Annotated in this window: 13 protein-coding genes; 2 read left to right on the top strand and 11 right to left on the bottom strand. The window is 54.3% G+C overall.

The features are described from left to right. Positions 1 to 16 precede the first annotated feature (16 nt). The 7 genes from addA to aceA all read right to left on the bottom strand — a co-directional run bounded on the left by addA (position 17) and on the right by aceA (position 11,018). Entirely contained in the window at positions 17 to 3,745 is a 3,729-nt protein-coding gene (gene addA / locus ETR37_RS00895; protein WP_129446782.1) for a helicase-exonuclease AddAB subunit AddA, read from the bottom strand. Then, complete coding sequence (gene addB, locus ETR37_RS00890) at positions 3,746 to 7,249, bottom strand: helicase-exonuclease AddAB subunit AddB (protein ID WP_278248157.1); 3,504 nt, start codon at positions 7,247 to 7,249, stop codon at positions 3,746 to 3,748. 256 nt (positions 7,250 to 7,505) lie between these two features. Then, positions 7,506 to 8,054 carry a signal peptidase I gene (gene lepB, locus ETR37_RS00885; RefSeq protein ID WP_011230183.1) on the bottom strand — a complete coding sequence of 183 codons (549 nt, stop codon included), beginning with the start codon at positions 8,052 to 8,054 and terminating at the stop codon, positions 7,506 to 7,508. Next, positions 8,051 to 8,674: a TVP38/TMEM64 family protein gene (locus ETR37_RS00880; protein ID WP_013146210.1), complete on the bottom strand. Its 624-nt coding sequence runs from the start codon at positions 8,672 to 8,674 to the stop codon at positions 8,051 to 8,053. The genes lepB and ETR37_RS00880 overlap by 4 nt, the downstream gene beginning before the upstream one ends. Positions 8,675 to 8,776: 102 nt before the next feature. Next, positions 8,777 to 9,310, bottom strand: a complete 534-nt coding sequence (locus ETR37_RS00875) for a competence protein ComK (RefSeq protein WP_013146211.1) — start codon at positions 9,308 to 9,310, stop codon at positions 8,777 to 8,779. Positions 9,311 to 9,430: 120 nt separating this feature from the next. Next, positions 9,431 to 9,625, bottom strand: coding sequence for a hypothetical protein (locus ETR37_RS00870; protein WP_013146212.1), 195 nt, complete (start codon positions 9,623 to 9,625; stop codon positions 9,431 to 9,433). A gap of 106 nt (positions 9,626 to 9,731) precedes the next feature. After that, complete coding sequence (gene aceA, locus ETR37_RS00865; protein WP_033005585.1) at positions 9,732 to 11,018, bottom strand: isocitrate lyase; 1,287 nt, start codon at positions 11,016 to 11,018, stop codon at positions 9,732 to 9,734. A 193-nt stretch (positions 11,019 to 11,211) separates the two neighbouring features. Between aceA and ETR37_RS00860 the strand changes: the two genes are divergently transcribed. Further along, positions 11,212 to 11,802 (top strand): SCO family protein, encoded by a 591-nt coding sequence (locus tag ETR37_RS00860; RefSeq protein ID WP_013523073.1) that lies wholly within the window; start codon positions 11,212 to 11,214, stop codon positions 11,800 to 11,802. Positions 11,803 to 11,865: 63 nt separating this feature from the next. Here the strand turns inward: ETR37_RS00860 and ETR37_RS00855 are convergent, their stop codons facing one another. Both ETR37_RS00855 and ETR37_RS00850 read right to left on the bottom strand, forming a co-directional pair. Beyond that, positions 11,866 to 12,171, bottom strand: a complete 306-nt coding sequence (locus ETR37_RS00855) for an AzlD domain-containing protein (RefSeq protein WP_060788462.1) — start codon at positions 12,169 to 12,171, stop codon at positions 11,866 to 11,868. Continuing rightward, positions 12,164 to 12,880, bottom strand: coding sequence for an AzlC family ABC transporter permease (locus ETR37_RS00850; protein WP_020755018.1), 717 nt, complete (start codon positions 12,878 to 12,880; stop codon positions 12,164 to 12,166). Before ETR37_RS00850 ends, ETR37_RS00855 begins: the two co-directional genes overlap by 8 nt. A 303-nt stretch (positions 12,881 to 13,183) precedes the next feature. On the opposite strand from ETR37_RS00850, the gene dat reads away from it, so the two are divergent. Then, positions 13,184 to 14,047, top strand: a complete 864-nt coding sequence (gene dat, locus ETR37_RS00845; RefSeq protein WP_033006388.1) for a D-amino-acid transaminase — start codon at positions 13,184 to 13,186, stop codon at positions 14,045 to 14,047. A 56-nt stretch (positions 14,048 to 14,103) separates the two neighbouring features. Here the strand turns inward: dat and ETR37_RS00840 are convergent, their stop codons facing one another. Both ETR37_RS00840 and ETR37_RS00835 read right to left on the bottom strand, forming a co-directional pair. Beyond that, complete coding sequence (locus ETR37_RS00840; protein WP_013146218.1) at positions 14,104 to 14,901, bottom strand: ABC transporter ATP-binding protein; 798 nt, start codon at positions 14,899 to 14,901, stop codon at positions 14,104 to 14,106. Further along, positions 14,867 to 15,859 carry an ABC transporter permease gene (locus ETR37_RS00835; protein WP_033006390.1) on the bottom strand — a complete coding sequence of 331 codons (993 nt, stop codon included), beginning with the start codon at positions 15,857 to 15,859 and terminating at the stop codon, positions 14,867 to 14,869. The genes ETR37_RS00840 and ETR37_RS00835 overlap by 35 nt, the downstream gene beginning before the upstream one ends. Between the last annotated feature and the right edge of the window lie 103 nt (positions 15,860 to 15,962).

Below are 15,962 nucleotides of genomic sequence, written 5' to 3'. Positions count from 1 at the left end.
TCTTTCCCCCCTTGCATCACTCAACAGCCACAACAAACCCGCCGTCAAACGAATACAAATAGCATTCCGCCACCGGCGCACGCCAAATTTGCTCGATGGCCCGCCGGTACAAGCGCATTTGCGTCCCGTAGCGGCCGAGCAGAAAACGAGCCGCTTCTTCCTTTTGCCCAGCAAAACGGTGGACGACTTCATCCGTTTTATAGTCAATCATCACATAGCCGCATTCGTCGGCAAACACGCAGTCGATCACCCCTTGCACGAGGACGCGCCGGCCGCTTTCCGTCCCTTCGCCGCCGTACAGTTCAGCCGCTTTAAGCCCCAAGCTGAACGGCACTTCACGGTGCACTTCGCGGGCGGCGCAAAGGCGGCGGCCAAGATCTGCAGTGAAAAAGGCAGCGATGGCCGCTGGATCGACCGCCTCTGCTTGTTCTGCCGACAGCAGCTCTTTTTCGACAAGGCGGACGATCTGACTGCGGATCCACGATTCATCAAGCGGCGCTTGCAAATCGAGATGGCGCATGACGACATGGAGCGCCGTCCCTTTTTCGGCCGGCGTCAACGTTTTCTCCTGCATAAAACGCGGCCGGGAAAACACCGGAGCCGTCCCTTGGCGCGGCCGCCATTCGTCCGCTTGCTCGCCAAAGAGCGCGCGCTGTTCTTTGAGTTCTGACACCGATTGCTTGGCGCGCACGGCCGTTTCTTTCTCATACGAATACCGCCACAACAAGCGGCGTTTGACCTCCTTCTGCCACCCTCCTTCTACGGGAACGGGTCGGCCTTGTTCGAGGGCAAGAAGCACGCCGCCATCCATCTCCTCCCTCGCAGCCTCTGCGCCGCGCAAATCGGCGGCCGGCACGATGGCGACACGCCATACAGACGGGTGAGAGGCGACCTCTTCAGGCGCCTTCGTTCCCGCAAGCGCCCCCCCATCCCGATGACGGATGAGCGCCCGGCCGATCCAATCCAAGTAGGAGCGGGCCGAAGCCCGCACATCGTCGGGGAGAAGCCAGCCGCGTTCCGAAGCAGCGCTTTTCCATTTTTCAATCTCCTTGGCCGCATCGTTGACCGACGCCAACAAATACAGCTTCTCTTTTGCCCTTGTGAGCGCGACATACAAAATGCGCATCTCCTCAGCGAGCAGTTCAAGCCGCTTTTTCGTTTGGATGGAAAGCAGCGGCAGCGTCGGATAACTGATGCGCAGCCGCGGGTGGACAAAGCGGGCGGCAAAGCCCAGCTCTTTATCGAGCAAATATGGGTGGTGCAAATCACGTGTATGAAACGGACGAGCCAGCCCAGCGAGAAACACGATCGGAAATTCCAATCCTTTGCTGCTGTGAATCGTCATGATGCGCACGACGTCTTCCTGCTCGCCGAGCGGCCGGGCCGCCCCTAAATCGTCGCCGCGCTCTTGCAGCCGCTCGATGAAGCGAAGAAAGCGAAACAAGCCGCGAAACGACGTCGACTCGTACTGCCGCGCGCGGTCGTACAAAGCGCGCAAGTTCGCCTGCCGTTGCCTGCCGCCCGGCAGTGCGCCGACAAAATCGTAAAATTGCGTATCGCGGTACAGCTGCCAAATGAGATCAGCTAATGAGCGGCGGCGCGCCATCGTACGCCAGCCCTCGAGCCGCTCTAAGAAAGCCGCCGCTTTCCTTTGGGCGTTGGCCTCCTCTTTTGTTTCCGCCGGCTTTTGCCGAAACGAACAGAGCGCTTCATAAAACGTGCCCTTTGGATCGGCGAGGCGAATCATGGCGAGCTCATTCTCGTCAAAACGAAAGAGCGGCGACCGGAGCACCGCGGCGAGCGGAATGTCTTGGTGCGGGTTGTCGATCACTTTTAACAGTGAGAGCATGATCGAAATTTCCGTCGCCTGAAAATAGCCGGATGACAAATCCGCGGCCGCCGGGATGCCTTGCGCCTGCAACTGCTCGATCATCTGCGGCGCATTCGTCATCGAGCGGACAAGGATGACGATGTCACGGTACATGGCGCGCCGCGGCTGCCCGCTCGAACGATCGTATACATAAAACGGAGCGGAAACGATCTCTTTGATTTTTTTCGCCATCAGCCGCGCCTCGAGCTCCGCCGCTTCCCATTCAGCCGCTTCCTCTTCGTCCTCTTCCGCCGCACGCTGCCGGTTGATGATCATGACTTCCGGCGCCGCATCCTCCCCTTCCGGGTAATCGGCGCCGTATTTCAGCTGCGCCGCTTCGTCGTAAACCATTTCGCCGACGGTTTCCCCCATGAGTTGCGCAAACAGAAAATTCGTCCCGTCAAGCACTTCGCGGCGGCTGCGGAAGTTGCTCGCGAGGTCGATTTTCATCCCCCCTTCTTCCCCGTCGGCGGTGAATCGTTTGTATTTGTCCAAAAACAGCATCGGCTCGGCAAGGCGGAATCGGTAAATCGACTGTTTCACGTCGCCGACCATAAACAAATTGCCTGTTCGTTCACTTCCTTTTTTTACCATCCGCAAAATCGCTTCTTGAACGAGGTTCGTATCTTGATACTCGTCAACAAGCACTTCATCAAACTGCGCCTGGTATTCCAAGGCGGCGGAGGAAGGCTGCCATTCGCCCGTTTCCGGATCGCGCCGCCGCAAAATATGCAAACAATAATGTTCCAAGTCAGAAAAATCAACGATTCCTTTTTCCCGTTTCGCCGCTTGGAACATGACGGCAAAACGGCGGACAAGGTTAGCGATCGTTTCAACGATCGGCTTCATTTCCCTCATATGGCGGAGCCAAACGGATGGATCGAGCGAAAACACATTGTCGCGCAGCGCCTCCACTTTCTTTTTCGCCTGATCGCGCAGCGATTTGGCTTCGTCGATCAGCCGCTCGTCATAGTCCTTGCCGCGGCAGGCCGGCAGCCGCCCAAACGACAGCGCCTTTAGCGCGCGATGCAGCTCGGCCCACGGCCCGGAAAGTTGCGCCTCTAACTTGACGATCATCTCCAGATCTTCGCGCAGCCGCTCGGCATACGGCCGCGGCCCGCTCGGTTCTTCGGCGAGCTCAAGCGCCCTTCGGATCAGCCGTTTGGCCGCCGCCAGCTCCATCGCGGCATGTTGCGCGATATAGCGGGCTGCTGGCAGCGTCTTGATATCCGTCCGTTCATCGACGTCATACATCGAGGCCAAACCGGCCAACCATTCATCTGGTTCCGGATGGGAGCGGGAAAATTCATAAAGGGCGACAATCATCTCCTGCAGCTCGGCGTCGCTCCGGTCGCCCGTATAGGCATCCACGACGGCGAAAAACCGCTCGTTGTCCGGCTTTCCGTATTCCTCCTCAAGCAGCTCTTCAAGGACATCCTCTTTCAACAGCTCGATTTCCGTTTCATCCGCGATGCGAAACGACGGATCCAAATCGAGCAAATAGTAATATTTGCGAATGACATCCAAGCAAAAGGAATGGAGCGTCGAGATCGCGGCGCGGGGAAGCAGGCTGAGCTGGCGCCGCAAATGGAGCGAATGCGGACGCTTGGCCAATTCCCGCTCGAGCGCCTCACCGATTCTTGCTTTCATCTCCGCGGCTGCCGCATTGGTAAAGGTAACGACAAGCAGCCGGTCGATATCGACCGCTCCTTCTTCCGCCGTCACTTTTTGAATGATCCGCTCGACAAGAACGGCCGTTTTCCCGGATCCGGCCGCCGCGGCGACAAGAATGTCTCGGCCGCCCGCGGCGATCGCCTTCCATTGTTCATCCGTCCATCGGCTCCCAGCCGGCTTCGGGCGAATCGTGGCGTTCATTTATCCTTCCTTCCCTTCCGCTAGTTTTTCGATGACCGCTTCCTTCGTTTGCGGGGCAAGCTTCCGGTATTCGTTGCCGGAGAGTGCCTCATCAAATTGGCAGACCGGTTTGAAGACGCAAAACTCGCACGCTGTTTTATCTTTCAACTTGTACGGGGCGATCGACACGACGCCGTCGGCGATTTGCCCGCCGATGTCGATGAACAAACGGCGGACATGCTGGCGGAGCGCGGCAAAGTCGGATGGACTCGCCACCGACGAACGCGAATGGATCGATCCGCTTTTCGTAAGCTGAGCGGGCACAATCAGCGACCATTGTCCGTCTTCCGTTCGGTTGTCCATCAACCGGATCGCCTCGACGTCAGCGAGCAACAGTCCGCGCATCCGAAACGGTTCAAGCAACTTTTTCGCCATTTCCACCTCATCATCCACCCATTGCTTCGCTTGAACGATCGGATTGTGGATGTGAAAATAAAGCACCCCGGCTGGCAAGGCCGGCTGGCCGACGAGCTGTTCGGCATATGTCAGCACGATGTCCAGGTAGGTGAACATTTGCAGCGCCAGGCCGTAATATACTTCCGTCAAATCGAGCGTTTTCGCGCTCGATTTGTAATCGATAATGCGCAGAAGCACTCCTTGGCTGCTTTCCGCCTTATCGACGCGGTCGATCCGCCCAACAAGCTCCATCACTGTTCCGTCGGGCAGCCGAAACCGAAGCGGCGGCAGGTCGCCATTGGGGCCGAATGACAGCTCAAGTCCGATCGGAACGAAACCGCTCGCCCGCGCATGCTCACTTAACACATGGGTTGTACGGGCAACGACGTGTTTCAATTTTCGTTTCATATATTCATAGCGATGAGAGCTTGAGAGCACTTGCTGCTGGATGAGCGGGGCGATTCGCTCGACCGCTTCGGCCGACAGCCGTTCACAGTCTGGTCTTGACAGTTCGCGCCAATCAAGATGCTGTTCGCGCAGCCGGTCGGCGATTTGCTTGATGGCGGCATGGAACAATTGCCCAACATCCGGCGCCTCAAGTCGGAAAACGTTGCGCTCTTTCAACCGCAGCCCATGCGATGCGAAATGGGCGTACGGGCATTTTTGAAACTGCTCCATGCGCGAGACGCTCGCCTGAATTTTTTTGCCGTACAGCCGCTGGCTCCACTGTTTTTTGAGCGGCGTCGCTCCGTTTGTATAAAAGAGCGCGGAGACGGCATGCCGCACCTGCTCCTTCCAGTCCCGATGGCCGATGAACGTGTTATACACATCCCACCAAAGCGGATCGATGCCGTAGTTGCGCTTCCATGCTCGGAGCTGGCTGATCAAATACGTTTGCGTCGCCCGCGGCGCGGTCACGAACGCCTCTGCTTTTTCTGCCGGGGCGTCGAACGGGTCGTTGCCGCACAGATGCACCGGCGCATGCGGAAACAGTTCCGTAAGCTGCTTGATGAGCGGCGACGGCATCAACGCTTTCCCTTCTCCATCAGCAAGCGGATATGTAACATACAGCCGCCGGCTCGGACAAACAAGTGCCAAGTAGACAAAAAACGGGTCATAAAACAGCTGCTCCCGTCCCCCTGGGGCGAGCGCCACCCCCAACTCACGCAGCTGCTCGCGCTCCACTTCCGCCATCAGCCCGTCTTCCTTCACTTTCGCTGGAATAACGCCATCGTTGGCGCCGATGACGAACGCATACTTGATGTCAATTAAACGAGAGCGATCAAGCTGAGCGACGATCACCTGGTCCATCGCCGGCGGCACAAGGGAGAACTCCAACCGATCGAGCCCAGCCTCGATAATCTTGACAAACTCAGCGAGCGGCAGTGATTCTGTCCCGAGCATTTCTACATATTGGTCAAGCAAATCGACGACGGCGTTCCACGCCTGTTCATGCTGGCGCGCTTCAACGAGGCGGCCGTCCGCTTCCGCTTGCGCGCTCATTTTCTCTAGTTTTTTTGGAATCTGCAATTCTTCCAAAAACAGATATAATGCCATACAAAACCCGCGTCCGTCCTCCGCCCGGCGCAGACGGCGCTCCAACCGGCGAAGCGGAGCGGCCAACGCCTCGCGCCATTCATTGAGCATGTCCTCAAACTGCCGCTCTTCATCCGTTTGTGGTACGTTCAAACCGTCAAGCGCCTGATAGCGCCGATACGCCCAGCGCTCATTGTTTGTCCACTTATCCCCTTTGATTCCGTAAGCAAGCACATAGTTTTCGAGCTTGTCGGCCGCCTCGCGCCACATGTGCAGATCGCCGTCCGTTGGAAAAAGCAAATCCGTTTTCACCGCCCGAAACACCGCTTCATATCGCCAACGCGTCACGACCGTCTCTAAGGCAGCGCGCACGAGTTCAATGAGCGGGTGGTGGTGCATCGGTTCTTTTTCATCCATAAAATACGGGATCCCAAAATCAAAAAACACCGTTTTTACCAGATCGCGGTACGCCTCCGTCTGGCGGATGATCAGCGCAATGTCGCGATAGCGCGCCCCTTCATCGCGGACAAGGCGGATGATTTCGCGTGCGACCGCTTCGATTTCCGCTCGGCGATTGGACGCCTCATAAAGATGGACGGCATCGGTCTTTGCACCATATGGAAGCAACGGGCGTCGGTGAAATTGCGCCTCAAGATGAACGAGCGCCCTGTCTTCATGGCGTCGGTTGGCCGAAAGCACGATCGGCTCTTCGATCGCAATGTCATTGCTTAGCGCCAACTCCCTCAGCTGGCGGTACGTTTGCGCCGGCAAATAAAAGAGATGAAGTTCGTCCGGCATTCCGTCGTCATACGGGCGGTCGATCGTCAAACAAACGGTGACGCGCCGGCAATGGCGAAGAAGCTGTTCGATGATCATATATTCTTGCGGCGCGAAATGATGAAAGCCGTCGATGTAAATATCGGCATCCCGCAAATAACTTGAGCGCGGAATATGCTCAGCGAGCAAGCGCAAATAATCTTCCGAATCAAGATAGTGGCCGGAAAGACTTTTCTCAAGTTCCTCATACACAAGCGCGACATCGCTCAACTTGTCAGCGAGCAAGCGGCGGCCCGGTTGATCAGGCCCATCCTCGAACGCCTCAGCATGTCGGCGGAGTTCGCCCGGCGTCAGGCAATACCGTTTGCATTCGGTGATCATTTCGTTCAGCTGCTCGATAAACCCATGTTTGTCCGCCGCGCGGCCAAACAGTTTCAGCTCTTGTTTGCGTTGCTCAATAATTTTGCGGATCATCATCTGCACGCCAACATCATGAATGTGGTACCGGGTCATGCCGCCTGTTTCCTGCAGCACGCGCCAAGCGAGACGGGTGAAGCTGAACACTTGGGCGCGAATCATCCCGTCCACTCCCTCGGTATGTATCAACGCGTATTCGCATTGAAATGTCATTTGCTCCGGAACGAGATAGACGATCACCCTTCCTTTTGGATCCTCTTGCAACTGGCGGCGAATTTCTTCGAGGCAGACAGCCGTTTTCCCACTTCCTGACCGTCCGAGCAAAAACCGCAGCGACATTGTATCCACCACCATTCGTTTCCTTTATTTGTTTTATTTTAGCACGTATGTTCGCTTTTGGGAAGAAAAAAACGCCCTTCCGGCCGCGGGTTATATAGAGGCAATCTGAAACGTTAACGTTTGTTTCTTTTTGTGGATCCAGCCGACATGTCAGCGACTGTCGGACGACTGAACAACCTCGCTTCGAAGGATCCATTTATTGGTCTCTGAAGCTTCACTTCGTTATAGAAGCGGAAGACTTCTTTCGAGATTAAGGTTAAAATTGAAAGGCGAACTGTTTAAACGGCCAGTAGCGAAAGTCCACCTTGCCGACAATTTGGTTGATTTTGACAAACCCAAAATGGCGGCTGTCCCAGCTGCTAAGCCGGTTGTCGCCAAGAACGAAAATGCAGCCGGGAGGCACCCGTGTTTTCCCGGTCACCTCCTCAAGCGTAAAATCCCCGGTCAGCCTGCCGTCAAGCAGCTTTTGCTTATACGGGCGCAAATACGGTTCGTCAACTTTTTTTCCGTTGACATACAAGATGTCATTTTTGTACGCGATCCGATCGCCAGGCAGGCCGATAACCCGCTTGACGTAATCTTCCTTTTTGTTGGCGTGAAAAACGATAATGTCGAACCGGCGAATAGGCCCGATGTCGTAGGAAAGCTTATTGACGATCAGCAAATTGCCGCTCTCTAGCGTCGGCATCATCGATTTTCCTTCCACCACGTAATTGCTGAACACGAACAACCGAAGCGTGGCGACAACACAAACGGCAACAAACCATGGCCATCGGCGGCCTCGTTTTTCTTTTTGCTTGGTCACTCCCCGCCCTCCTCGCCGCCTTGTTCTTCCGTCAACGAAAATCGCGCTTCCACCCGTTTTCCGGCGTACCAAAGCAACAGAACGACTGCGGCGATCATCGCCGTGCGCAGCGGCTGACGGATGAGCGCCTTCAAGTCATAGCCGATAAAACTGATGGTAAACACCATGATCATCTTTCCTAGCAGCACCGCCAATACAAACTGCTGGCGGCTGATGCGCGACAGTCCGGCAACAATATTGACAAGCGCCGATGGGGTGAACGGAAAGCAATACAACAAAAACAGCGGACCAAATCCGTGTCGCTCAATCCAATGCATAAACTGCCGCACTTTCGGGTGGCGGCGGACAAAGTGAAAAAAACGCTTCTGCCCCACTTTCCGCGTCAGCCAAAACACGATGAGCGAGCCAAGTGAAGCGCCTAGCCAAGAGATCAGAAACCCTTTCCATAGTCCAAACGCCGCTGCGTTCGCCATCACGAAGACGAACATGGGCAAAATGGGAAAAAACGACTCAAGCAACGTCGCTGCGATGCCGGGAAGCACGCCGAAAGAGCGGTATTGTTCGAGCAGGGAAAGGATGCTGTCGAGCGTGAACCATTGTTTGATTGTTTCCATATCCATGTCTATTCCCCATTCAAATGCCGTTTATATCTTTATTTTACACGTCCAGGCGCCTAATTTGAACTCATCTTTAGGAAAAACCATTTTTATCAATTTATTCAGCTAACTCTGTTTTTCTTGCTGCATGCGAAATATGTATTGGAGTTTGCGCTCCCTCGCTTCCATCCGCTCGGATAATTTTGTCCGCAGTTGAGCCGTTCGGTATAACTGGTTGATGAACGATTTGCAGGAAACATCGAGGGATATGCTTTTTCCGTTGCGGAAATAAACGATGGTCCGCTCATATTTGGCAGGCTCATACCGATAAACGTGCATGTGCGAGAGCCAAACGCAGCGGGAGTCACGCGGAGAGGCGGTTGGAAATACGTAAATTTCATTGGCTGGTTCAATGGCGATCGGCGCTTTATGGGTGATGCCAATGACGGCTTTTGTTCCTTCTTTTCTCCCTTGAAAGCTGCTTCCATAGTAATCGCAACTATGTTTAATAATGTCCATCGGCGTTTGTTTGATGATATATTCGCCGTCCTCCTCAATGACTTTCGCATACACATCGCTGTTTAAAAAGTATGGGAGAATCGCCATCGTATAACGGCTTACGATGAATTGCTCCAAGACAATGAATTCATTGACTTTCATCCGTTCGTCTCCTCTCTTAATCAACTCACCCACTACTCCTATCATACCATCAGAAGTTATATTTTTCTATATTTTGCAAAAAATCTATTAAAAAAACCCATGACAATCGTCATGGGTGTTCTAAGAGTTTTCAAACGTTTGACCGATTTCTTTGGACGCTAAATATTCATTCGCCTGTTCCAACGCGGTATGCTCGCCGACCGAGTCGCCAGCATACGTCTCTTCATCCATCAACCATTGCTCAACATGAAGATCCGTGCTGACGCGAAACTCAGCGGGCATCAGCTCCGGCAGGTCGCCTTGATTCTTTTCCATCACATCGCCTCCCTATGTCTTATAGGATGCTCCATCTTTTTCCTTTTTATACACGAAAAAAGCCCGGCCACGCCGGGCTTTCGTCTTCGTTTGTGATCGGTTTGCATTAAGCTGTCGTAAACTGTTCTTCTTCGGTCGATCCTTTCAAAGCGACTGTTGACGATTGGCCGCCAGAGATCACTTGGGCGACTTCGTCGAAATAGCCCGTGCCGACTTCGCGCTGATGGCGCGTCGCCGTGTAGCCGTACTTCTCGGCGGCAAATTCCGCTTGCTGCAGCTCGGCATACGCCGCCATGCCTCGCTCTTTGTAGCCGCGCGCCAGTTCGAACATGCTGTAGTTGAGCGCATGGAAGCCAGCCAAAGTGACAAATTGGAACTTGTATCCCATTTTGCCGAGCTCTTGCTGGAATTTGGCGATCGTTTCGTCGTCCAATTTTTTCTTCCAGTTGAACGACGGTGAGCAGTTGTACGCCAGCAGCTTGCCTGGGAATTTTTCATGAATCGCTTCGGCAAACCGGCGCGCCTCATCCAAATTCGGCTCGCTCGTCTCACACCAAATGAGGTCGGCATACGGCGCATAGGCAAGCCCGCGGGCGATCGCTTGATCCAAACCGGCTCTTGTGCGATAGAATCCTTCCGGTGTCCGTTCTCCAGTGATAAACGCTTGATCGCGCGGGTCGATGTCGCTTGTGATCAAGTCAGCAGCGTTCGCGTCGGTGCGTGCGATGAGCACCGTCGGAACCCCCATGACATCGGCGGCCAACCGCGCCGCAATCAAGTTGCGAATCGCCGTTTGCGTCGGCAAAAGCACTTTGCCGCCTAAATGGCCGCATTTTTTCTCCGATGACAGCTGGTCTTCAAAATGGACGCCAGCCGCTCCGGCTTCAATCATTGCCTTCATGAGCTCAAAGACGTTCAGTTGGCCGCCGAACCCCGCCTCAGCGTCAGCGACGATCGGCACAAAGTAGTCCACGTCCCCGCTGCCTTCTAAGTATTGAATTTGATCCGCGCGCTGCAACGCTTGATTGATTCGCTTGACGACATGCGGAACGCTGTTGGACGGATACAGGCTTTGGTCCGGATACATCTGTCCAGCGAGGTTGGCGTCGGCCGCCACTTGCCAGCCGCTTAAATAAATCGCCTTCAAGCCTGCTTTCACTTGCTGCACCGCCTGATTTCCGGTCAGCGCGCCAAGGGCCGCGACGTAATCCTCTGTATGAAGCAGCTTCCATAATTTTTCCGCCCCGCGTCGAGCGAGCGTATACTCGATGTCAAGCGAGCCGCGCAGTTTAATGACATCCTCCGCGCTGTACGGACGGACGATCCCTTTCCAGCGCTCCTCATTTTTCCAACTTTCTTCTAATTGCCGGACACGTTCAGCAAATGACGCCATTTTTCCTTCCCCCATCTCTCTATTGTTATATTACATTGTTTATATTTACGATTTTATTATATAACAGAAAAACAAAAGTGCAAGCCTTTTTTTGAAACTTTTTTTAATTGGGAAAATAGTCGCATATTGTTCATAAACATCGCGATTTTTTCGCTAATCTTTTTGATATGATCATATTGAGGAGTGATGAATAGTGAAAAAATGGTATACGTTAGCTGCCTCTCTTGTCATCATCGGCATCAGCGTCGGCATCCTGTACTTTGCTGTCTACCAGCCATCGACGATGCGGCTTCCAAATGACGTGACGATGGAAACAGCATGGGGAAAATCATACGAGTTTGGCGACCTTCCGCCGAAAGTGCGGCTTGTCGAGTTTATTTATACAAACTGTCCGGATCTTTGTCCGAATACGACAGCACAAATGGCAAAACTGCGCGATCGCCTAAAAAAAGCCGGGGTATTTGGGAGCAAGGTGGAATTCATCACGATCACGATCGACCCGGCGCGCGATACGAATGAAAAGCTGCAGACATATGCCAATGCGTTTGGAGTCATGAGCGACGGACAAGGTTGGGTGTTTTTGCGCGGCAGCGAAGCAGACACGAAAAAAGTAGCGGACGCCTTCCACTTTCAATACCGCGACCCGGGCAACGGCATGATCGTACACACGACGCTCGCCTACTTGCTTGGCCGCAACGGGCGTGTCGTCAAACAAATCGGCATGGGGACATCTCGATTTCATGTCGATGAGGTATACGAGGCGATTATGGAGGAATTGTCATAACCATGCAGCAAGTTTGCATACCTGTCGCAAAAGGAAAAGAGGAAGCGATGTCCGCTTCCCTTTTTAAACAAATAACGAATACAGGCTGAGCGCCGCAACCGCCGCAAGCACGACGATCATGACATTGGCCCCAAGCCAAGCTGTGATGACGGCCGCTACAAAACCGATGACACCGAACGAAAGATCATCTTGGATGAAAAAAACGTCCGGAATAATGAGCGCCCCAAGCACCGCATACGGCACATTTTTCAGCACTCCTTGCCAAAACGACGGCAGCTCGACGCCGCCGAGCAACACAAACGGCAACAGGCGCGGCAAATACGTCACGATCCCCATGCCGATGATCATCCATACGATCGCGCTATTCACCGCCGTTTCCCCCTTCCTTCGTCAGCCATTGAACGATGATGGCCGACAACAATGTAGCCAACACGATCGACCAGCCTTTCGACAAGTGAAGGGCAAACGTGCCGATCGAGTTGAATAAAGCCGACAGCCCCGCCAGCCAGACGATTTTCCGCTGCTTTTTCAACGCTGGAACGAGCAAGCCGATAAACATGGCATACAAGGCAATGGACATACTTTCTTGCAAACTTTCCGGCAAACCGGACCCAGCGGCATAACCAATGCCCGAGTTGACGACCCAGCTGCCATACGCCATGGCAATGAGCCCAAACATATACGAGGCGTTGATCGTTCCTTCTTTCATCGCCGCCACCGAAAACGTCTCATCGGTAATGCCAAAGGCGTACAGCGCTTTTTTCCAAAGTGCGTCCGGCTCAGCCTTTTCATTAAGGGACGCCGACATTAAAAAATGGCGAATGTTCAATACGAATGTCGTCAACACGATTTCAAACACCCCGGTGCCAGCGGCAAGCAGACTTAATGAGATATATTGCGAGGCGCCGGCGAAGACGACGATGCTCATGAGCACGGTCTCGGCGAACGTCAGTCCGGTTGTCTTGGCGAGCAGCCCAAACGCCAGCGCGATCGGCATGTAGCCGATGGCAATCGCTGCTCCTGCTTGCACCCCTTGGCGAAACGGCGCCATCTTGCCGGCTGCCCATGTCGTTTCCATTCATTCATCCCCCCATTTGACCATATAAGTTGAAACTTTGTTTTACATCCAGTAGAGCGCCCGCTGCATTCTATCAAAATGACTTGTTATGAAGGAAAACAGAATCGAACAATCGGAAAATCTTTATTGCAACTTATATAGATTGATAACTTTATTATCTAAAAATTCGTCTCATTTCGCAACCCGAACGTCCATCCATTGTTTCTGCTCACGCCAAACACGAGACAAACGCAGAGAGAGGCCAATCTATGATATAATCAAACTGATTCATGATTGACGGCAACAGAAAGGGAGTGCACGTCCATGTCAGTGAAACCGTATGTATTAACCGACCGCGGCATTTTCCGTTATGAACAAGTCACGTATCCGATGGAAGAGCGCGGCTTGCAATTCGGCGATGGCGTCTACGAAGTCGTCCGTTTATATAGAGGAACATACGTTTGGCTTCGCGAGCATCTTGACCGGCTGTACCGTTCAGCGGCCGCCATTCGCCTATCCGTTCCGTTTGGCTGCGAAGAGCTCATCGAACAGCTTGAGGAGCTTCGCCGCCTCAACGATGTGCAGGAAGATGCGATTTTGTATTTGCAAATGACGCGCGGCAGCTTCCCGCGCAACCATGCGTTTCCGGCGGAAAACCGGCCGAACTTGTACGCCTACATCCAGCCGATGGCGCGGAAAACCGAGGAAATGACACATGGGGTGCGCACGATTTTGACGAAAGATGTCCGCTGGGAATACTGTTACATTAAAAGCTTGAACTTATTGCCCAACGTATTGGCGAAACAAGAAGCGGTTGAGCGCGGAGCGTTTGAAGCGATTTTGCATCGCGACGGCGTCGTAACCGAAGGCAGCTCGTCAAACATTTTCCTTGTCAAAAATGAAACGGTGTACACCCATCCGGCCACCGCACGGATTTTAAACGGCATCGTCCGCACGAAAGTGAAGCAGTTTTGCGCTGAGCTTGGCATTCCATTTGTCGAAGAAGCGTTTTCCACCAACGACCTTAGGGAGGCGGACGAACTGTTTTTAACGAGCACGACGTCAGCGATTATCCCGATTATTCAAGTCGACGAAACGGTGATCCGAAGCGGCGCGCCGGGGGCGGTGACGAAGGCGCTGCAAGCCGCCTACCGACAAGCGACGCAGCGAGAAACCCAAAATATCTGACCGGCCGGCCGAACAGAAGAGGTGTCCCCCAGCCAAAGAAGGACACCTCATTTCCTTTATGAGCTGAGCACGGCGCGGTCGCTCGCAAACTGGCTGCCGCGGATGCGTTGGAATGCCTCAAGCAGCCGCTCGACCGTCAGCTCTTCTTTCTCCTTTCCTTCTGCGGCAAAAATGATTTGCCCGCCATCCATCATGATCAACCGGTTGCCAAGGCGAATCGCCTGCTCCATGTTGTGCGTCACCATGAGCGTCGTCAGGCGGTGCTGCTCAACAATTTGCTTCGTCAACTCCGTGACCAACTCCGCCCGCGCCGGATCAAGGGCGGCGGTATGTTCATCGAGCAACAGCACATCCGGTTTTGTAAACGTCGCCATCAACAGGGAAAGCGCCTGCCGCTCCCCGCCGGAAAGAAGTCCGACTTTGGCGGCGAGCCGGTCTTCAAGCCCTAAATGAAGCGTTCGCAGCGTCTCCCGAAACCACTCGCGCTTTTGCTTCGTGACGCCAAGGCTTAACGTGCGCCGCTTTGTCCGGTTGTAGGCGAGCGCCAAATTTTCCTCAATCGTCATATGCGGGGCGGTGCCGGCCATCGGGTCTTGAAAGACGCGGCCGATGTAGCGGGCGCGCGCATGCTCCTTGAGCGCGGTTACATCGCGGCCGTTGATCCACACTTCGCCGGTATCAGGAGACAGCCGTCCGGAAATGATGTTCATGAGCGTGGACTTGCCGGCGCCGTTGCTGCCGATGACGGTGACGAAATCGCCGGGGGCAAGCGTCAGATCAATGCCGCGCAAAGCGATTTTCTCGTCAGCCGTTCCTTCGTTAAACACTTTTGTAATTCGTTTCAGCTCCAGCAACGGTTTCCCCCCTCTCCAACTGCCGCACCCTCCGCTTTTTCCTCTGCCGTTCTTTTTGCGCCGCCAACGTGTTGGGCACGACGAGCGCCATCATCACAATGAGCGCAGTAATCAATTTCACATCGCCCGTCTCCAAAAACTCGACGCGCAACGCAAGCGCCAAAATGAGGCGATAGACGATGGCGCCGCCGATGACCGCCCACGTCGCGCGTGCGACCGAACGGGCGCCAAACAAAGCCTCCCCGATGATGACGGAAGCGAGCCCAATAACGATCATCCCGATTCCCATCCCGACGTCGCTGAATCCGCCGTACTGGGCGACGAGCGCTCCGGAAAGCGCCACAAGTGCGTTCGACAGCCCAAGGCCAAACACGATCAACCAATCGGTGTTGGCGGAAAAGCTCGCCACCATCGGCTTGTTGTCTCCAGTTGCCCGCAAGGCGATCCCCACTTCTGTTTTCAGCAGCCAATCCAACAGCCCTTTGACCATTAGCGCGACAATCGCCATTGACACAAGCACCGCCCATGTCCGCGGCGCAAAGCCGGTGAAGGAAACAAGTCGGTTGAGCGCCGCATCCAATCCGGCTTGCCGCCAGGCGGCGGTGATTTTTGTGATGACCGTTTCCTGCTGCAACAGCGGAACGTTCGATTTGCCCATAATGCGCAAATTGATCGAATACAAAGCGATCATCATTAAAATGCCGGATAACAGTGGATTGATTTTCCCTTTCGTATGCAAAAGCCCAGTCAACACCCCGGCGGCAAAGCCGGCCAAAAGCGCCGCGGCTGAGGCGGCAAACGGGTTGGCTCCATTGACAATGAGCACGGCGGCGACAGACGCGCCGGTGACGAAGCTGCCGTCAACCGTCAGATCGGGAAAATCCAAAATGCGAAACGATAGATAGACGCCGAGCGCCATCACGGCGTAAATCAAGCCGGCTTCGACGGAACTGAACATCGCTGTCCACACAGCTTTTCACCTACCTTTTCGGAAACACACCGAAGGCGCATGTGGCACGTTGCGCGCCAAAACGCACTTTCCCTGCTTTTTTGGCCCCCTC

This window comes from Geobacillus sp. PK12, from assembly GCF_004123125.1.
GTDB classification, from domain to species: Bacteria; Bacillota; Bacilli; order Bacillales; family Anoxybacillaceae; genus Geobacillus; species Geobacillus zalihae.
The sequence above is the reverse complement of the archived record's forward strand: the minus strand, read 5'-3'. Positions and strand labels throughout refer to the sequence as shown.